The following is an 18810-nucleotide window of genomic DNA, read 5'->3' as shown; positions in this document are numbered from 1 at the left end:
GGCGAGGGCGACTCGTAGCATGGGCGGGTGCGCCGCACCGACTCGCCGCGGCTGCCCGCAGTCACGCGGCCCCGCCTGCTCACCGCCCTGACCGCCGTCGCCGTCCTGACCCTCACCGGCGCCGCCTCGTGCGGCGGTGACCCGCCGGCGATCTCACTCGCCTCGGCCACGCTCGCCCCGGTGGCCGAGGAGATCGACGCCCCGGCCACCGTCACCGCCCGCGCGGCGGCCACCCTGACCGCCCCGGCCGACGGCACGCTGGCCAGCCTCCGCGTCGAGCCGGGCGAGCGCGTCCGGCGCGGTCAGGTGCTCGCCGTGGTCGAGTCGCCCGCCGCGCGGGAGCGTCTCCGGCAGGCGCGCGCCGCGCTCAACGCCGCCAAACGGGCTGGGCCCGGCGGTGGTGGCGGCGACCTGGCCGGCAGCCTGCGCGGCACCGACCGCGCGGCCGACGAGGCACACGAGGCAGCCCGCGCCGCCGCCCGCAAGATCAGCGACCCGGAGCTGCGCAAGGCACTGCTGGCCCAGGTCAAGGCCGCGCAGAAGCGGTACGACTCCGCCGCCCGCACCGCCGACCAGGCGGTACGCGAGGTGCAGCGCGGCGTCCGCAACCTGAACTCCGCCGTCGGCGCGCTCGCCACCGCCCAGCGCCTCCAGGCCCAGCAGGCGTACGACCTGGCCAAGGCGACCGTCGACGCGTTGACGTTGCGCGCGCCGATCGCCGGAGTGGTGCAGCCGGGCGGTGTGGCTGCCGGAGGCGATCCGTCCGGTGCGCTCGCCGGTCTGCTCGAATCGGGCGGGCTGCCGCCCGGGCTCGACCCGGCCGCGCTCGGTGGCGCCCCGGCGGGACCTCCACCCGGCGTGGACACCGCCGTCCCGGTCGGCGGCCGGGTCACCGCCGGCACTCCGGTGTTGACCGTGGTGGACACCGGCGAGCTGGGTCTGCTGGCCGAGGTCGACGAGACCGACGTGCTGCTGGTCCGGACCGGGCTGACCGGCACGGTGGAGCTGGACGCGGTGACCGGTGCCGTGTACGACGCCACCGTGAAGTCGATCGACGTGCTGCCCAGCACCTCGGCCCGGGGCGGGGTCAGCTATCGCGTCCGGCTCTCCCTCGGCCCGGGGCGGTTCGGCGAGGCGGAACCGGCTCCGGCGCCGCGCCCCGGCATGAACGCGGTGGTGCGGCTGCGGGTCCGGGAGGCGGCGGACGCGGTGACCGTACCCGCCTCGGCGGTCTTCTCCGTCGACGGGCGGGACACGGTCTGGCTGATCCGCGACGGTCGGGCCGGTCAGGCGGCGGTCACCGTCGGCGTGCAGGGCCAGGACCTGGTGCAGATCGTCGACGGGGTGCAGCCCGGCGACCGGATCGTGGTGCGCGGCACCGACCAGGTCCGGGACGGCCAGGAGGTCGGGTGAGCCGGGCTCCGGCGATCGAGGCGGTCGACGTCTCCCGGACGTACCAGCTCGACGGGATCTCCGTACCCGCCCTGCGCGGGGTCACGCTGACCGTGGCGGCCGGTGACTACGTGGCGCTGATCGGGCCGTCCGGCTCGGGCAAGTCCACCCTGATGCACCTGCTCGGCGGGCTCGACCGGCCGACCGGTGGCCGGCTGGCGATCGGCGGGCGGCAGGTCGGCTCGCTCTCCCCACCCGAGTTGGCGCGGCTGCGCAACGAGACCATCGGCTTCGTCTTCCAGGCGTTCCACCTGCTGGCGCGTACCTCGGCGGTGGACAACGTGGCGTTGCCCCTGGTCTATCGGGGGGTGGGGGCCCGCGAACGCCGTACCCGGGCCGCCGCGATGCTCGGGCGGGTCGGTCTGGGACACCGGTTGGACCACCGGCCCAACCAGCTCTCCGGCGGCGAACAGCAGCGGGTCGCGATCGCGCGGGCGCTGGTCACCGACCCGACGGTGCTGCTCGCCGACGAGCCGACCGGCAACCTGGACAGCAGCACCGGCGCGGCCGTCCTGGAACTGCTGGAACGGCTCAACGCGGAGTCCGGCGTGGCGCTGGTGATGGTCACCCACGACGCGGAGGTGGCGGCCCGGGCCCGACGCCGGATCACGATGCGCGACGGGGTGATGGTCGCGGACAGCGCGGCCGGTCCGGACGACGAGGTACGCCGGTGAGGCTGGCCGAGGCGTGGCGGGTGGCCTGGGACGCGCTGCGCGCGAACCGGATGCGCAGCGCGTTGACCATGCTCGGGGTGATCATCGGGGTCGCGTCGGTGGTGCTGCTGGTGGCGATCGGCACCGGTACGAAGCAGACGGTGGAACAGCAGGTCGAGGGGCTCGGCTCCAACCTGCTGCTGGTCGTGCCGGGGCGGCTCGACGTCGGGTCCGCCCCGGCGGTCTCCCCGCTGACCCTCAAGGACGTGGACGCGGTCGGCCGGGTGGTCGGGGATCCGAGTCGGGTGGCCGTGACGGTCGCCTCCGGCGCCACCGTACGGGCCGGCACCCGGCAGGACTTCACCACCGTGCAGGGGGTGCTGGAGACCACCCCGGAGGTCTTCGCCCGGGAGCTGGGTCGGGGCCGCTACCTGACCCGCTCCGACGTGGACACCGGTCGCCGCGTCGCGGTGCTCGGCGACTCGGTGGCCCGGGCGCTGTTCCCGGACCGGGAGGCGGTCGGCCAGCAGGTCACCGTGGCCGGCGTACGGTTCCGGGTGATCGGCGTCTTCACCCCGCTGGGGCAGAGCCTCGGCGTCGACCGGGACGACGAGGTGCACATCCCGGTGACGGCGGCCCAACGGTTGTACGGCACCCAGCGGGTCGACGCGATCGCGGTCAAGGCACCGGACCGGGAGCGTATCGACGAACTGGGCGAGCGAATCGTGGCCGAGTTGAACGGCCGGCATCCGGGCACCGAGTTCAGCGCGGTCACCCAGGAGCAGATCCTCGGCGTGCTGGGCGACATCCTCGGCATCCTGACCGGCGTACTCGCTGCCATCGCCGGGATCTCGCTGCTGGTCGGCGGCGTCGGCGTCTCCAACATCATGCTCGTCTCGGTACGCGAGCGGACCCGGGAGATCGGGCTGCGCAAGGCGGTCGGGGCCCGTCCGCGCGACATCGGCGTGCAGTTCCTGCTGGAGGCGGTGCTGCTGACCTCGGTCGGCGGGATCACCGGGATGGCCCTCGGGGTCGGCGGGGCGCTGCTGGTGGCCGCGGTGTCGCCGATCCCGGCGGCGGTGACCTGGTGGTCGCTGGCGCTGGCCTTCGGCGTCTCGGCCGCGGTCGGGATCGTCTTCGGGGTGCTGCCCGCGCAGCGGGCCGGTCGACTCGACCCGGTGGTCGCGCTGCGCGCCGAGTGACGGTTCCCGTCAGGTGGCCGAGGATGATCGGTTGCCGGATTGGCTCGCATCCACTCGACCAGGGGTTTTTCGCCCCGCCGCCCCGATCGAACCATGATCAGTTGCAGGAAGGGATCGCGCCGGTCACAGCCGTCCCGCTACCGTACTGGTAACACGCGCGTCGCCGGCCGCGCGGGAGGACCCGTGTGGCGGCACGCGCCGGGCATGGGATGGGTCGGTGAGCCATGGCCGGGTCGCAATCCGATGGTCGACTCTCGGATGTCAAGTTCCTGACCGTCGCCGAGGTGGCAACGGTCATGCGGGTCTCCAAGATGACGGTCTACCGTCTCGTGCACAGCGGTGAGCTGACCGCCGTACGCGTCGGCAGGTCGTTCCGGGTGCCCGAGCACGCGGTGCACGAATATCTCCGTGGCGCCTTCCAGGAGACCGCCTGACCCGCGAGCCAAACCCGGTCGCGGCGGGCCCGGTGAACGGGCATCGACCGGGGGCGCGTTGGTCCTGCTGACGCATCCCCGCTACGCTGGACTGGCGATCGTGACCGCTGGTGCGCTCTGCCGCCCACTCCGCCGGTCCGGTCCGTTGTCCGCAAGCGGTCGCCGACGCCACGGATTCGTGGTGTCTTACCGGTCGCGCCGCACATTGCATCGAAAGGCTTTCGTATGGGCTCGGTGGTCAAGAAGCGCCGCAAGCGTATGGCTAAGAAGAAGCACCGCAAGCTGCTGCGCAAGACCCGCGTCCAGCGTCGCCGTCTCGGCAAGTGACCGTGTGCCGGGCCGTGGCCCGGCATTCGTCGCTTGCCAACTGTCGACCCTCGGAGGCTCAGGTGATCAGGCCGTGGCTGTCCCGGCTCGGTCCCGGCGGCCGGGGTAGGTGCGAGACATGACCCCCGGTGGCTCATCGAGCCCTCCGGGGGTTGTCGTCGTGACCGGGGTCAGTCGTTATCTCGGCGCGCACGTCGCCGCCCGACTCGCCGCCGATCCCCGGATCGCCCGGGTCATCGGCGTCGACCTGGCCGAGCCCGGCCCCGAAGTGGCCGAGCTGCTGGCGCAGGTGGAACGGGTCCGGGTGGACGCCGGGTCGATCGGTGGCCTGCTCGCCGACCTCGACGTCGACACCGTGGTGCACCTGGCCCTGGTCAGCGCCCCGGATTCGCAGCACGGCGGTCGCGCGGCGATGAAGGAACAGAACGTCATCGGCACCATGCAGCTCCTCGCCGCCTGTCAGCGGGCGCCGCACCTGCGCAAGATCGTCGTCCGGTCGTCCACCGCCGCGTACGGCGCGTCGTTCCGGGACCCGGCCGTCTTCACCGAGGAGACCGAACCCCGCGAGGTGCCGCGCGGCGGTTTCGGCCGCGACATCCTCGACATCGAGGGGTACGTGCGCGGTTTCCGTCGCCGCCGCTCCGACGTCACCGCCACGGTGCTGCGCTTCGCCCCCTTCATCGGCTCGACGGCCGACACCACGCTGACCAGGTACTTCTCCCAGCCGGTGGTGCCGACCATCTTCGGCCGCGACGCCCGGTTGCAGTTCCTGCACTTCGACGACGCCCTGGAGGTGGTGCACCGGTCGGTCGTCGAGGACCATCCGGGCACCTACAACGTCGCCGGCCGCGGTGTGCTGTCGCTGTCGCAGGCGATCCGGCGGGCCGGTCGGATCTCGGTGCCGGTGCTGGAGCCCGGTGTCGCCGGTGCCATCGCGCTGGCCCGGACGATGGGCTTCGGGCGGTACGGGCTCGACCAGGTCGACCTCTTCGTGCACGGCCGGGTGGTGGACACCTCCCGCCTGGAGCGCGAGTACGGGTTCACCCCCCGCTCGACCGCCGCCGCCTTCGACGACTTCATCGACGCCCACCACGGCCGGGCCGTGGTGACCCGGGAGCAGTTGGCCGCCGCCGAGCAGATGGTGCTCGACAGCATCCGCCAGGCCCGGGCCGCCGTACGGGAGCGCTCGTGACCGGGCCGGAGGAGCAGCGCGACGAGGCGCACCTGGACGACCGGTACGCCGTGCCGCCCCCGGTGTCGGCGGACCTCGACCCCGTCCGGCGCAACGGGCACCGTCCCGCCGAGCCGGCGGTGCCGGACCGGACCGGTGACGTCTGGGACCGACGGGTCGCGGGCGGGCTGGCGTTCCTGCGTCGGCGGCTGTCCGGCGACTACGAGGTGGACGAGTTCGGCTTCGACCCGGAGCTGACCGAGGCGGTCTTCCACCCGCTGCTGCGTCGCCTCTATCGCGACTGGTTCCGGACCGAGGTCACCGGTCTGGAGAACGTACCCGCCGACGGGGCGGGGCTGGTGGTCGGCAACCACTCCGGCACCGTGGCGCTGGACGCGTTGATCCTCTCCACGGCGCTGCACCACGAGCACCCGGCCAACCGGTATCTCCGCCTGCTCGGCGCCGACCTGGTCTTCCGGATGCCGGTGGTCTCCGAGATCGCCCGCAAGACCGGTGGCACGGTGGCCTGCAACCCGGACGCCGAACGACTGCTGCGCGGCGGCGAGCTGGTGGGTGTCTTCCCGGAGGGCTTCAAGGGCATCGGCAAGCTGTACGCGGACCGCTACAAGCTGCAACGCTTCGGGCGGGGCGGTTTCGTGTCGGCGGCACTGCGCACCGGCACCCCGATCATCCCGGTGGCCATCGTCGGCGGCGAGGAGATCTATCCGATGCTCGCCGACCTCAAGCCGCTCGCCCGACTGCTCAAGCTTCCGTATTTCCCGGTGACGCCGACCTTCCCCTGGCTCGGGCCGTTGGGCATGGTGCCGCTGCCGAGCAAGTGGCTGATCGAGTTCTGCCCGCCGATCCCGACGGCCCACCTGGTCGACTCGGCGGACGACCCGCTGGTCGTGTTCAACCTCGCCGACCAGGTCCGGGAGACCATCCAGCAGACCGTGCACCAACTGCTCGAACGCCGTCCGGACCCGTTCGGCCCGTAGCCGTCGCCGGCCCGGTGGCGTCGGCCGGGGTCCGTGACCCGACGGCGTGACGTCGACCCGGTCCACGCGGCGACCTCGTCTACGGCTCGGCGTTGCGTCGGGTGCGTCCCGACGTGGCGTCGGCCGTGCGGCGGCGGCGCTGCAAGGCGACCCCGGCGGTGACCGCTCCGGCCACCAGTCCCGCCGCGGCGGTGGACGGGAGAGCGATCTTGACCGCCCGTCGGCCGGTGCGGAAGTCGCGTACCTCCCAGCCGCGCTGCCGGGCCTGGCGCAGCAACGTGCCGTCCGGGTTGACCGCCACCGCGCGCCCCACCAGCGACAACATCGGCAGGTCGTTGGCGGAGTCGCTGTAGGCGGCGCACCGGCTCAGGTCGAGACCCTCCACGGTGGCGAGCTGGGTGACCGCCTCGGCCTTGAGCGGGCCGTGCATCAGGTCGCCGACCAGCCGACCGGTGTACGCCCCGTCGACGATCTCGGCGACCGTACCGATCGCGCCGGTCAACCCGAGCCGGGTGGCGATCACCCGGCCGATCTCCACCGGGGCGGCGCTGACCAGCCACACCCGCTCACCGGCGTCCAGGTGGTCCTGCGCCAGCCGGCGGGTCCCGGCCCAGATCCTCGGGGCCATCAGCTCGTCGAAGATCTCCTCGGCCAGCCGTTCGACGTCCTGGACCCGCCAACCCTCGACGAAGGCGAGTGCGGCCTCCTTGGCCTGGGACATGTCCCCGGCGTGCTCGCGGGCGAGCAGCCGGAACCGCAACTGCTGCCAGGCGAACCGGGCCAGGTCGCCGGTGGTGAAGTAGTTGCGGGCGGCGAGTCCACGGGCGAACCAATAGATCGACGCGCCCTGCATCATCGTGTTGTCCACGTCGAAGAAGGCCGCAGCGCGGGGGTCGGGCGCGGCCGGGGGAGCGGGCTCGGTCTGCGCCCAACCGGTGGTGTGCCCGTGCACGTCGGTGCTGACGGTCACCTTTCGGCTGCACGCCACCTGCTCCCCCTCACGTCGCTCACCCGGCCCTGCTGCCCGCAGCGAGGGTATCCGGAGCAGCGGTTTCCGCCGCCGGACGCGGGGACGACGTGCGCCCGCCGGGTCAGGCGCAGGCGCCGGGGGTAGGGCCGAGGTCGTCGCTGGCGGTGCCGGTCGACTGGCCGCAGGCGATGGCGGTACGCAGCGCCTCGGTGCGCTCGGCGACCAGGTCCAGCAGCTCCAGTGACTTGGCGGTCCGCTCCTGGTCGGCACGGGAGCCCCGTTCGGCCAGCGCGTCGAGTGTGCGGCGCTGCCCGGTGAGGAAGGCGTCGACCGTGTTCAACGCGGTCGGGTCCGCGCGCCGGACGGCGGCGCCGGTGAGCTGGCGTACGCCCTGGCGGATGTCCGCGTCCATGTCGTCCAGCACGGCGCGGTAGCCGGCCCGGTTGCCGCTGAGCGAGGACGCCTCGGCCAGCCGGGTCCGGGCGAAGTCGAGGAAGAGCTGCCCACGGCTGATCTCGGAGCTGGCGAGCGCCAACTGGGCCCGCTCGGTGCTGCGCTTCATGCCGTACAGCGCGTCACCGGGTACCGCGTTCTCGCTGGCGGCGGAGATGCCGGAGACGGCGATCGCGCCGGCCGCGATGCCGACCAGGATCGCGCCCCGGGCGCGGGCCCGGCGGGCGGTGACGGCCGGGAACAGCGATCCGCGACCGGTGGCGGCCTTCTCGACCGGCGCGGCGACGGTGGTCCCGATGCCCTCCCGGTCGGCGGTGGCCAGCAGCATCGCCCGCAGGCCGGTCCGGAACTCCGGGTCGACCTCGGTGTTCGGCGGGTTGGCGCCGAGTTGCCGGCCGAGCGCGACGAGCGGTGCGAGCTGATCGTCGGCGCGGGACCGGACGTGATGACGTAGGCCACCGTTGGCTTCGTCGAGAAGCTGCGCGAAGCGCTCGGTGCGCCGACGGGAGAAGAGGGCGTTGTCCACCGCGGCACCTCCTCTCGCTGGTCGCGGCCGGTCGGCCGCGTTCACCACCAGCGACCGACCACCGCGTGACACCGGGTGCGGAAGCCCTCGTCGGCACCGCCGCCGGTCCACCTCGGAGGTTTCCGGCCGGTCATCGGTCGCACCCGGAGAAACGCGCCGTGCCGGGGCCGGGTTACGGGCCGGCCGGCGGCGAAATCACGCAAAGTGATCGGCTACGGCTGGAAACCGTCGGGCAGAAGTCGAGCCAGCGCCCGCACCGCGCGGTACTGCAACGCCTTGATCGCGCCCTCGTTCTTGCCCATCGCCCGGGCGGTCTCGGCCACCGAGAAACCCTGGAGGAACCGCAGCACGATGCACTCCTGCTGCTCCGGGTTGAGCCGTTTGACGGCTGTCAACAAGGCGACGTTCGTGATGTGCTCCACCACCGCCGCCTCCGGGCTGCCCTCCGGGCCACGGTCCTCCCGGTCCGCGTCGAGCACGTCGCCGGTGGTGACCTCCAGCCGGTACCGGCCGGACTTGAAGTGGTCGGCGACCAGGTTGCGGGCGATCGTCACCAGCCAGGCGCCGAGATCGCGTCCCTGCCAGGTGAAGCTGCCGATCCGTTTGAGCGCCCGCAGGAACGTGTCCGAGGTGAGGTCCTCGGCGAGTTGCCGGTTGCCGACCCGGAAGTAGACGAAGCGGAAGACGGTGTCGACGTAACGGTCGTAGATCAGCCCGAACGCCTCGGCCTCGCCGGCCTGGGCGCGCTCGACCAGGGCCCAGACCTCGGTGGCCGGGTCGGAGGGGTCGGGGCGGCTCGGGAACCCGGTGGAGGTGCCCGCCGACGAGACCGCCGGCAGCACCGCCGTCTCCGAGGTGGACACCTCGGTCACCGGGGCGTCCCCGCTGCGGCGGGCCTGGGCCGGCATGGTCGGTCGGCTCGGTGAGGCGACCCGACCACCGGAGGGTTTCGCGTTCCCGCCGGGCGTCGGTGGTCGGTGCGGCGGATCGTTCTGATGTGGTCTGCTGCCCACCCGGTTGGCGACGCCTTCGCCGCGTGCGGGCAGGTTGCCCGTGGTGTCCTGCTGGCCGTGAGCGTTGCCGCGCTCGTTGACCGGCGTACGTGCCAGTGGGCCGGGCAGGCCGACCGGGCGGGATGCGAAGCCGAAGGCGGTCATCGGGCCGCCTCCGTTGCACCGGCCGTCGCGCCGACGGTGCCCGGTCGATCGATCGGGCCTCCGGCGGGCAGGGCGGCTCCGGGGTGTGCCGACGGGCGGCAGTTCCCCTTGAGGTGCTGGTCCAATGCGCTCACGGGCACGGGGGCCTCCTCGGGCTGAGGGGTGTCGACTCACGGCAAAATGGGGTGAGCCGACCCGAGTGATGATAGGGCCAACGTCACCCGCGCGTGGCAAGTCCGTTACACAGGGCCAAAGTATTTCTCGGCGGGTCGCACCCCTGGCGGACCGGTTGTCCGTCGGGGGTTGTTGACAACTCGCCGACGGGTTGTTCCAGGGTGTATCCCCAGGTCAGCGTCGTGGTGGGACGGTGCGTCCGGCGGCCTGTGCGCCTCCGGCAGCACCCGACTCGGCCGGCGACGGCGGGGACGCGTCGGGGCTGTCGCACACCGACGGTGACCCCGCCGGAGTTCCGTGCACGGGACCGGGGCGCGTCCTCGGTGGTCGGTGCGACGTGGTCCGGCCGGGACCGCACCGGGATCGATCGGCGGGGCCGACAGGTCGGTGCCCTCGGATCGGCGTCGATCGTCGTCCGCAGGGCCATGGCCGGGCGGCTCCGGCTGTGCCAGACTCAGCGACCGTGCAGGACCGAGACGCAGCCGTCGGGCCGGGGCCGCGCCCCGCCCCCGACGAGGACGCAGGCACTGCCGGCCGCCCGCAGGCGGCCGACGGCACCGGGCCCAGTCTGGCCGACCACCTGACCCGGGCGGCCCGGAGCAGTCCGGACCAGCCGGCGCTGTACTTCTCCGACCGGACGATCACCTGGTCCGAACTGGACGACACGGTGACCGGAGTGGCCCGGGCGCTGACCCAGGTCGTCCCCGGCGCGGACGGCCGACCGGCGCGGGTCGCCGTGGCACTGCCCAACTCACCGGACTTCGTGGTCGGTCTGCTCGGTGCGCTGCGGGCCGGACTGACGGCGGTGCCGGTCAACCCCGCGCTGACGGCCCGCGAGCTGCGACAGGTGTTGGCCGACTCGGCCGCGTCGGTGCTGATCGGCACCGAACGCGTCCGGGACCTGGTGGCCGACGCCGGGTTGCCCGCACTGCGCGCCGTGCACACCACACCGCCCGTCGCCGACAGCGGTACGCCGACCTTCCCGGTGCGGGCCGCCGACGACCTGGCGGTACTGCTCTATACCTCGGGCACCGAGGGGCAGCCGAAGGGCGCCATGCTCTCGCACGGTGCCCTGGCCGCCAACCACGAGCAGGTCGGCCGGATCGCACCACCGGTGGTCGGACCGGACGACGTGGTGCTGCTGGCGTTGCCGCTGTTCCACGCGTACGGGCTGAACGCCGGACTGGGTGCGGTGCTGCACCACGGGGCGACCGGCGTACTCGTCGACGACCCGGGTGTCGACGCGGCGCTGGCCGAGATCGCCCGACACCGGGCGACCGTGTTGATCGGCGTCCCGTCGATGGTGCGGTCCTGGGCACGGGCGGACGCCGACGTGCTGGCCGGGGCGATGGCCGCGGTGCGGGTGGTGGTCTGCGGCGCGGCGCCGCTGGATCCGGCGGACGCGGCCCGCTTCACCGAGGCCACCGGTCGGCCGGTGCAGATCGGCTACGGCCTGACCGAGACCGCGCCGGTGCTCACCTCGTCCCTGGTCGGCGGGGAGCCGAAGCCGGGCTCGATCGGCCGTCCGCTGCCCGGCGTCGAGCTGCGGCTGGTCGGGGCGGACGGGACCGAGCTGTGGCGCGACGGCCTGGCCGCCCCCGACGACGACGCGGAGGAGTGGGACCTGTCCGACCCGGTGGCCGGCACCGATCCCGGTCAGATCGTGGTGCGCGGGGCCAACCTCTTCTCCGGGTACTGGCCGGACGGCACGGGTGGGCCCGACCCGGACGGCTGGTGGGCCACCGGCGACGTCGCGTACGCGGACGCCGACGGTGATCTCTTCCTGGTCGACCGGCTCGGCGAGCTGATCCTGGTCAACGGCTTCAACGTGTACCCGCACGAGGTCGAGTCGGTGCTCTGCGCCCATCCGGCGGTGGCGGAGTCGGCGGTAGTGGGGGTGCCGCACCCCCGGACCGGGGAGACTGTCCGGGCGTACGTGGTGCCGGCGGCGGGGCATCGGGCGACCGGTGCCGAGCTGATCGCGCACTGCGCGCGTAATCTGGCCAGATTCAAGTGCCCGACCGACGTCGAGTTCGTCGACCTGCTACCGCGCTCGGTGATCGGGAAGGTACGCAAGACCCTGCTCCGACCCACCGGCACGACGGAGGAGACCGATGCGTGAGCCCCGCCTGACCCTGATCACCCGACCCGGCTGCCACCTCTGCGAGGACGCCAAGGCGGCCCTCGACCGGGTCGTCGCGGTCACCGGCGACCGGTGGATCGAGCAGGACGTGAGCGGCGACGCCGAGATGGAACGCGAGTACGGCGACCGGCTGCCGGTGGTGCTGCTCGACGGCAAGGAGCACGGCTACTGGCGCGTCGAGGAGCAGCGGCTGCTGAAGGATCTGACCACTCCGCAGCTCTGAGGCCGCCGGTAGGGTGCGGTGATGACCCCTGCGCGCACCCATCTGGTGTGGGACTGGAACGGCACCCTGCTCAACGATCTCGATCTGGTGGTGGCCTGCACCAACGCCGCCTTCAGCAGCGCGGGCGGGCCGTCGGTGACGGTGGCCGAGCACCGGGTGCGGTTCCGCCGGCCGATCGCCGACTACTACGCGGACGTACTCGGCCGGGCCGTGGACGAGCAGGACTTCGGCCGCCTCGACAAGATCTTCCACGACGCGTACCGGCTGGGGTTGACCGGCTGTGAGCTGGCCCACGACGCGGTCGACGCGATGGCCGCCTGGCCGGGCAGCCAGTCGCTGTTGTCCATGTGGTTCCACGACGAGCTGGTCCCGGCGGTCCGGACGTATGGGCTGGACGGCCGGTTCGTCCGGGTCGACGGATGGCGGGACCGGGTCGGCGGCGACCGCAAGGCGGAGTCACTGGCCCGCCACCTGACCGAGATCGGCGTGGACGGCCGGTCGGTGGTGCTGATCGGCGACTCGATCGACGACGCCGACGCGGCGTACGCCGTCGGTGGGCGGGCCGTCCTCTACAGCGGCGGTTTCACCGACCGGTCCCGGCTGGAGGTCTCCGGCCACCCGGTCGCCGACACCCTGGTGGAGGCCGTGACGCTCGCCACCGCGCTGGCCGATGTCCCGACGGTGGAATCGCCCAGCTGAGCCGAAACGGGTGTCACCGTGCGTGGTCGCGCTCTCCCGATCTCCGCATTCGATCAATGATTGGCGTGTGTGATTGGTCAGAGAAGTCGGGATTGAGCAATAATCGCGCCGGTAGTCGTGGTGAAGGGGTCTCCGGTCGATCTTGCGGGACGGAGGGGCTGGTGGGGGCGCGGCGCGTGCCGACAAGATCGCGATTTGTGCACGTCTTCACAAGCGCCTACTCTGTAATTCCGACGCGCCCTGCTAGCACAGCCGGCAATTTCGGTCGCCAGCGGGAGTCCCGAAACGACCGGCCGGTGGAGTTGGTCGAGGATCGCACCGCACGGAGTCTCATGAGTCAGCATCGTCACCCAGGCGCGCCCGGCCGCGCCGGTGCCGTACCGGCGCTCCCGGACCTGCCCGAGGCGACGGTCGCCCGGCTCCCCGAGTACCTCCGTGCCCTGCACAACCTCGCCGAAACCGGCCACGAGACGATTTCCAGCGAGGGCCTGGCCAACGCCGCCGGGGTGAACTCCGCGAAACTCCGCAAGGACCTGTCCCACCTCGGCTCGTACGGCACCCGGGGTGTCGGCTACGACGTGGCGCTGCTGGTCGAGCAGATCGAGTACGTCCTCGGGCTCACCCAGCGTCGGGCGGTCGCCCTGGTCGGCGTCGGTAACCTCGGTCACGCGCTGGCCGGTTACGACGGGTTCGCCGGTCGCGGGTTCCGGATCGCCGCCCTCTTCGACGCCGACCCCCGCCGCATCGGCGAGGAGATCAACGGGCTCGTCGTGCGGCACATCGACGAGTTGCCCGAGGTCGCCGCCGCCGAGGCCGTCGCCATCGGCGTCATCGCCACCCCGGCCCCCGCCGCCCAGCGGGTCGCCGACCAGTTGGTCGCCGTGGGCGTGACGAGCATCCTGAACTTCGCGCCGTGCGTACTCTCGGTTCCGGAGGGGGTCGACGTCCGCAAGGTCGACCTCGCCATCGAACTGCAGATCCTGTCGTTCCACGAGCACCGTAAGGCAGCACTGACCGCGCTCCCCGCCGCCGGTGGGTCCGCTCTCACCGCCCTGCCGGGCGGGTTCGCGGTCGCCGAGAGCCAGGAGGCGATCGGCACGTGAAACTCATCGTCGTCGGCGCCTCCTACCGCACCGCGCCGGTCGCCACCCTGGAACGGCTCGCGGTGCCGCCGGCCGATCTGGGCGCCACCCTGGACCGGCTGATGGCGCAGCCGTACGTCAGCGAGGTCGTCCTCGTCTCCACCTGCAACCGGGTGGAGGTGTACGCGGCCGTCTCCGGCTTCCACGGCGGCCTCGGTGACATCTGCGCCGTCCTCGCCGAGCAGGCCGGCTGCCCGCCCACCGCGCTGGCCAACAACCTCTACGTGCACTTCGACTCCGCCGCGGTCGAGCACGTCTTCCGGGTCGCCGCCGGGCTGGACTCCATGGTGATCGGCGAGGCGCAGATCCTCGGGCAGCTCCGGGACGCCTACCACTGGGCCGGCGAGACCGACGCCGCCGGCCGGCTGCTGCACGAGCTGATGCAGCAGGCGCTGCGGGTGGGCAAGCGGGCCCACTCCGAGACCGGCATCGACCGGGCCGGGCAGAGCGTGGTCACCGCCGCGCTGGGGCTGGCCGCCGGTCATCTCGGCAACGACCTCGTCGGCCGTCCCGCGTTGGTGGTCGGTGCGGGGGCGATGGGCTCGCTGGGCGTGGCGACGCTGTCCCGGCTCGGTGCCGGGCCGGTGACCGTGACCAACCGCAGCACCGACCGGGCCGTCCGGCTGGCCGAGTCGTACGGTGCCGCCGCGCGGGAGATGACCGAGCTGGCCGACACGCTGTCCACGGTGGACATCGTAGTGGCCGCCACCGCGTCCACCGAGCCGGTCCTCACCCGTCCGGTCGTCGCCGAGGCGGTGGCCGCCCGCGAGCCGGAGCGAGGCCCGTTGGTCCTGCTGGACCTGGCCGTACCTCGCGACGTCGGGCCCGGTGTGGCCGAGCTGCCCGGCGTCGAGGTGATCGACATCGACCGGATGGCGGCGTTGCTCGCCGACGGGCCGGTCGCCGCCGACGCCGCCGCCGTCGAACGGATCGTGGCCGCCGAGGTCGAGTCCTTCCTCACCTGGCTGCGCGGTGCCGACGTGGCACCGACCGTGGCCGCCCTGCGCGGCCGGGCCGACGACGTGGTCACCGCCGAGCTGCGCCGACTCGCGCAGCGCCGCCCCGACCTCACCGACGACCAGCGTGCCGAGGTGGCCCGCACCGTGCACCGGGTGGTCCAGCGACTGCTGCACCAGCCGACGGTACGGGTCCGGCAGCTCGCCGCCGAACCCGGCGGCGACCAGTACGCCGCCCTGCTGCGCGAGCTGTTCGACCTCCAGGTCCCGCAGACCTCGCCGGTGGACACCGTCCCCGACATCACCCCACCCGGAGGTGAGCAATGAGCGCCGATGTACTGCGCCTCGGCACCCGGGGCAGCAGGTTGGCGATGGCCCAGTCCGGGCACGTCGCCGACGCCCTGACCGCCCGCACCGGACGCCCCGTCGAACTGGTCGAGGTGGTCACCGCCGGCGACCGGTCCAGCGCGCCGGTGCACCGACTCGGCGTCGGCGTGTTCGTCTCCGCGCTGCGGGACGCGCTGGTCGCCGGCACGATCGACTTCGCCGTCCACTCGTACAAGGACCTGCCCACCGCCACCGCACCCGGGCTGCACATCGCCGCGGTGCCGCCACGGCAGGACCCGCGTGACGCGCTCGTCGCCCGGGACGGCAAGACGTTGGCCGAGCTCGCCCCCGGGGCGAACATCGGCACCGGCGCGTTGCGCCGGATCGCCCAGCTGCACGCGCTGGGCCTGCAACTGTCGGTGACTCCGATCCGGGGCAACATCGACACCCGGCTCACCCGGGTGCTCGGCCCGGAGGCCGACCTGGACGCCGTCGTCCTGGCCCGGGCGGGGTTGGCCCGCATCGGCCGGGCCGACGTCATCACCGAGACGCTCGACCCGATGCTGATGCTGCCCGCGCCCGCCCAGGGTGCGCTGGCGGTGGAGTGCCGGGCCGACGACCCGGACCTGGTCGAACTGCTCGCCACGCTTGACGACGCACCGTCGCGCGCTGCGGTCACCGCGGAGCGGGCGATGCTGGCCACCCTGGAGGCCGGATGCTCCGCTCCGGTCGCCGCCTACGCCGAACTCGCCGAAGGCGACGCCGGTGACGAGATTTACCTGCGCGGGGCGGTGATCAGCCCGGACGGCACCCGTGACATCCGGCTGTCCCGCACCGGAACGCCCGCCGATGCGGCGGAGATCGGCAAGGCACTCGCCGCCGAACTCCTCGACCTCGGCGCCGACTCGATCCTCGGCCCGCAAGGACACGACGGCCCGGGGACCCAGCAATTTGGGAGCACAGAATGACCCGCACCCGTAAGCCCGTAGGCCGGATCGCATTCGTCGGGGCCGGTCCCGGCGACCCGGGCCTGCTGACCCGCCGGGCGCACGACGCCCTGGTCGACGCCGACCAGGTCGTGTACGACCGGGGAGTCCCCGAGTCGTTGCTCGACGTCGTCCGGGCCGAGGCCAGGGAAGACGCCCAGTTCACCCCGGCCGAGGGCGCGCCGGGGGACGTGGCGAAGGTACTGATCTCGGCTGCCCGCTCCGGGCAGAACGCGGTGCACCTGGTGGCCGGCGACCCGTTCGGCCACGACTCGGTGGTCAAGGAGGTGCAGGCGGTGGCACGTACCGCCGCGCACTTCGAGGTGGTGCCCGGCGTCGGCCAGGCCGAGGGCGTCGCCGCGTACGCGGGTGTGCCGCTGCCCGGCGTACGCACCGCCGCCGACGTCGAGGACGTCGGCACGCTGGACTTCGAGGCGCTGGCCGGAGCGGTGCAGCGCGGCTCGCTGGCGCTCGCCGTGGACGCCGGTGACCTGGCCGCGATCCGCGACGGGCTGCTCGCCGCCGGGGTCGACGGCACCACCGACGTCGGGGTGACCGGTGACGGCACCGGCGAGACGCAGTACACCACCACGTCGACGGTGGACTCCTTCGTCGCGGCGGCACTCGGCTTCACCGGCCGGGTCGTGCTGACCGTCGGCGAGGGCGTGGGCCAGCGCGACAAGCTGAGCTGGTGGGAGAACCGCCCGCTGTACGGCTGGAAGGTGCTGGTGCCCCGCACCAAGGAGCAGGCCGGCGCGATGAGTGCCCGGCTGCGCGCGTACGGGGCCATCCCGTGCGAGGTGCCGACGATCGCGGTGGAGCCGCCGCGTACCCCGGCCCAGATGGAGCGGGCGGTCAAGGGCCTGGTCGACGGCCGGTACGCCTGGGTGATCTTCACCTCGGTCAACGCGGTGCGCGCGGTCTGGGAGAAGTTCGCCGAGCACGGCCTGGACGCCCGGCACTTCGGTGGCGTCAAGATCGCCTGTATCGGCGAGGCCACCGCCGACGCGGTCCGCGCCTTCGGTATCCAGCCGGAGCTGATCCCCTCCGGGGAGCAGTCGTCCGAGGGGCTGCTGGCCGAGTTCTCGCCGCACGACGAGGTGCTCGACCCGGTGGGCCGGGTGCTGCTGCCGCGCGCCGACATCGCCACCGAGACGCTCGCCGCCGGGCTCACCGAGCGCGGCTGGGAGGTCGACGACGTGACCGCGTACCGGACGGTCCGCGCGGCCCCGCCGCCCGCCGAGATCCGCGACGCGATCAAGTCGGGCGGGTTCGACGCGGTGCTGTTCACCTCGTCGTCCACGGTCCGGAACCTGGTCGGCATCGCCGGCAAGCCACACGCGCGTACCGTGGTAGCCGTCATCGGGCCCAAGACCGCGGAGACCGCGACGGAGTTCGGCCTGCGGGTCGACGTCCAGCCGCCGCACGCCTCCGTGCCGGACCTGGTGGAGGCGCTCGCCGGCTACGCCGTCGAGCTGCGGGAGAAGCTCGCCGCCATGCCGGCGAAGCAGCGCCGTGGCTCGAAGGTCCAGGGGCCGACCGCGCTCAGGTTCCGGTAGTCGTCAGGGAGGGCACCGTGCCGTACCCCGAGAACCGTCCCCGCCGGCTGCGGCGTACCGCAGCCGTGCGGCGGCTGGTTTCCGAGACCCGTCTCGACCCGGCCGAACTGATCGTGCCGATGTTCGTCAAGGAGGGGCTGACCGAGCCCCGGGCCATCGGCTCGCTGCCCGGTGTGCTCCAGCACTCCCGCGACTCGCTGCGCAAGGCGGCCGTCGAGGCGGTCCGCGCCGGTGTCGGCGGGATCATGCTGTTCGGGGTGCCGGCGTCGCGCGACGAGCGCGGCTCCGGTGGCCTCGACCCGAACGGGATCCTCAACGTCGCCATCCGGGACGTGGTCTCCGAGGTGGGTGACTCCACCGTCGTGATGAGCGACCTCTGCCTGGACGAGTTCACCTCGCACGGGCACTGCGGCCTGCTCCGGCCCGACGGTTCGGTGGACAACGACGCCACGCTGGCCGCGTACGCCGAGATGGCGGTGGCCCAGGCCGACGCCGGGGTCGGCATGGTCGGCCCGTCCGGGATGATGGACGGCCAGGTCGGAGTGGTACGCCGGGCGCTCGACGCGGCCGGTCACGCCGACGTCGCCGTGCTGGCCTACACCGCCAAGTACGCCTCGGCGTTCTACGGTCCGTTCCGCGACGCGGTCGAGTCGGCGCTCGACGGCGACCGCCGGACGTACCAGCAGGACCCGGCGAACCTGCGCGAGTCCCTGCGCGAGGTCGAGCTGGACGTGGCCGAGGGCGCCGACATCGTGATGGTCAAGCCGGCCCTGCCCTACCTCGACGTGGTCGCCGCGGTCCGGGCCGCGGTCGACGTCCCGGTCGCCGCCTACCAGGTCTCCGGCGAGTACGCGACTGTCGAGGCCGCCGCCGCCAACGGCTGGATCGACCGCGAGAAGGTGATGCTGGAGACGCTCACCTCGATCCGCCGCGCCGGCGCGCAGATCATCCTCACCTACTGGGCCGTGGAGGCCGCCGGCCTGCTCCGCGACCGCTACTGACCCACCCCCGCACCCGGCCCGGCCGTACGGAGCGCCTCTGGTCGCGCTGGTCGGCACTGCTGACCGGTCCGTCCCGGGCAGAGCTCGTCGCGCTCCGGTGTGTGGTCGGCTCGGCGCCTGGTGCCCCGGCGGCCCTGGGCGCGCTGGTGTCCGGGCGGTCTTGGTCGCGCTGATGTCCGGGTGGTCCTGGTGGCCTGGCAGGGGCCGGCGGCGTCGTCGGTTGCGCGATCATGATCGACGCGGGCATCAAGATCGAC

The 18810-nt window shown here is 73.2% G+C and carries 18 protein-coding genes; 15 read left to right on the top strand and 3 right to left on the bottom strand.

Annotated elements, in window-relative coordinates:
- Positions 1–27 precede the first annotated feature (27 nt).
- From ACWDVW_RS01305 to ACWDVW_RS01275, 7 genes are all read left to right on the top strand, one after another.
- Positions 28–1413, top strand: coding sequence for an efflux RND transporter periplasmic adaptor subunit (locus ACWDVW_RS01305; protein ID WP_449943274.1), 1386 nt, complete (start codon positions 28–30; stop codon positions 1411–1413).
- Entirely contained in the window at positions 1410–2126 is a 717-nt protein-coding gene (locus ACWDVW_RS01300) for an ABC transporter ATP-binding protein (protein ID WP_449943271.1), read from the top strand. The genes ACWDVW_RS01305 and ACWDVW_RS01300 overlap by 4 nt, the downstream gene beginning before the upstream one ends.
- Positions 2123–3307, top strand: a complete 1185-nt coding sequence (locus tag ACWDVW_RS01295) for an ABC transporter permease (RefSeq protein ID WP_449943269.1) — start codon at positions 2123–2125, stop codon at positions 3305–3307. The genes ACWDVW_RS01300 and ACWDVW_RS01295 overlap by 4 nt, the downstream gene beginning before the upstream one ends.
- A 224-nt stretch (positions 3308–3531) precedes the next feature.
- Entirely contained in the window at positions 3532–3741 is a 210-nt protein-coding gene (locus tag ACWDVW_RS01290) for a helix-turn-helix domain-containing protein (RefSeq protein ID WP_091079691.1), read from the top strand.
- A gap of 225 nt (positions 3742–3966) precedes the next feature.
- Positions 3967–4068 carry a 30S ribosomal protein bS22 gene (locus tag ACWDVW_RS01285; RefSeq protein WP_007465623.1) on the top strand — a complete coding sequence of 34 codons (102 nt, stop codon included), beginning with the start codon at positions 3967–3969 and terminating at the stop codon, positions 4066–4068.
- Positions 4069–4186: 118 nt separating this feature from the next.
- Entirely contained in the window at positions 4187–5260 is a 1074-nt protein-coding gene (locus ACWDVW_RS01280; RefSeq protein ID WP_396741852.1) for an NAD-dependent epimerase/dehydratase family protein, read from the top strand.
- Between the two features lie 119 nt (positions 5261–5379).
- Positions 5380–6237, top strand: a complete 858-nt coding sequence (locus ACWDVW_RS01275) for a lysophospholipid acyltransferase family protein (RefSeq protein ID WP_449943517.1) — start codon at positions 5380–5382, stop codon at positions 6235–6237.
- A gap of 79 nt (positions 6238–6316) precedes the next feature.
- Here ACWDVW_RS01275 and ACWDVW_RS01270 read toward each other — a convergent pair whose 3' ends face one another.
- The 3 genes from ACWDVW_RS01270 to ACWDVW_RS01260 form a co-directional block, all read right to left on the bottom strand.
- Positions 6317–7225 carry an HAD family hydrolase gene (locus tag ACWDVW_RS01270; protein WP_449943266.1) on the bottom strand — a complete coding sequence of 303 codons (909 nt, stop codon included), beginning with the start codon at positions 7223–7225 and terminating at the stop codon, positions 6317–6319.
- Between the two features lie 103 nt (positions 7226–7328).
- Positions 7329–8186 carry a DUF5667 domain-containing protein gene (locus tag ACWDVW_RS01265; RefSeq protein ID WP_449943263.1) on the bottom strand — a complete coding sequence of 286 codons (858 nt, stop codon included), beginning with the start codon at positions 8184–8186 and terminating at the stop codon, positions 7329–7331.
- Positions 8187–8398: 212 nt separating this feature from the next.
- Positions 8399–9343 (bottom strand): ECF subfamily RNA polymerase sigma factor, BldN family, encoded by a 945-nt coding sequence (locus ACWDVW_RS01260; RefSeq protein WP_449943261.1) that lies wholly within the window; start codon positions 9341–9343, stop codon positions 8399–8401.
- 637 nt (positions 9344–9980) lie between these two features.
- Here ACWDVW_RS01260 and ACWDVW_RS01255 point away from each other — a divergent pair.
- The 8 genes from ACWDVW_RS01255 to hemB all read left to right on the top strand — a co-directional run bounded on the left by ACWDVW_RS01255 (position 9981) and on the right by hemB (position 18553).
- Entirely contained in the window at positions 9981–11639 is a 1659-nt protein-coding gene (locus tag ACWDVW_RS01255; protein ID WP_449943259.1) for an AMP-binding protein, read from the top strand.
- The gene (locus ACWDVW_RS01250; RefSeq protein ID WP_131051867.1) at positions 11632–11883 is read left to right on the top strand and encodes a glutaredoxin family protein; all 252 of its coding nucleotides are present in this window, start codon (positions 11632–11634) and stop codon (positions 11881–11883) included. Before ACWDVW_RS01255 ends, ACWDVW_RS01250 begins: the two co-directional genes overlap by 8 nt.
- Before the next feature lie 21 nt (positions 11884–11904).
- Positions 11905–12582: an HAD family hydrolase gene (locus ACWDVW_RS01245; RefSeq protein ID WP_449943256.1), complete on the top strand. Its 678-nt coding sequence runs from the start codon at positions 11905–11907 to the stop codon at positions 12580–12582.
- 332 nt (positions 12583–12914) lie between these two features.
- The gene (locus ACWDVW_RS01240) at positions 12915–13685 is read left to right on the top strand and encodes a redox-sensing transcriptional repressor Rex (RefSeq protein WP_449943254.1); all 771 of its coding nucleotides are present in this window, start codon (positions 12915–12917) and stop codon (positions 13683–13685) included.
- On the top strand, positions 13682–15007 hold the full coding sequence (locus tag ACWDVW_RS01235) for a glutamyl-tRNA reductase (protein ID WP_350693013.1): 1326 nt from the start codon (positions 13682–13684) through the stop codon (positions 15005–15007). Before ACWDVW_RS01240 ends, ACWDVW_RS01235 begins: the two co-directional genes overlap by 4 nt.
- On the top strand, positions 15004–15975 hold the full coding sequence (gene hemC, locus ACWDVW_RS01230; protein ID WP_449943251.1) for a hydroxymethylbilane synthase: 972 nt from the start codon (positions 15004–15006) through the stop codon (positions 15973–15975). Before ACWDVW_RS01235 ends, hemC begins: the two co-directional genes overlap by 4 nt.
- A complete protein-coding gene (locus ACWDVW_RS01225) occupies positions 15972–17552 on the top strand; it encodes a bifunctional uroporphyrinogen-III C-methyltransferase/uroporphyrinogen-III synthase (RefSeq protein WP_396741837.1) in 1581 nt (526 codons plus the stop codon). Before hemC ends, ACWDVW_RS01225 begins: the two co-directional genes overlap by 4 nt.
- Positions 17553–17569: 17 nt before the next feature.
- On the top strand, positions 17570–18553 hold the full coding sequence (gene hemB / locus ACWDVW_RS01220; protein ID WP_449943248.1) for a porphobilinogen synthase: 984 nt from the start codon (positions 17570–17572) through the stop codon (positions 18551–18553).
- Positions 18554–18810: the final 257 nt, after the last annotated feature.

This window comes from Micromonospora sp. NPDC003241, assembly GCF_053589795.1.
Note: the sequence above shows the minus strand (reverse complement) of the source record. Positions and strands in the feature narration are given on the sequence as shown.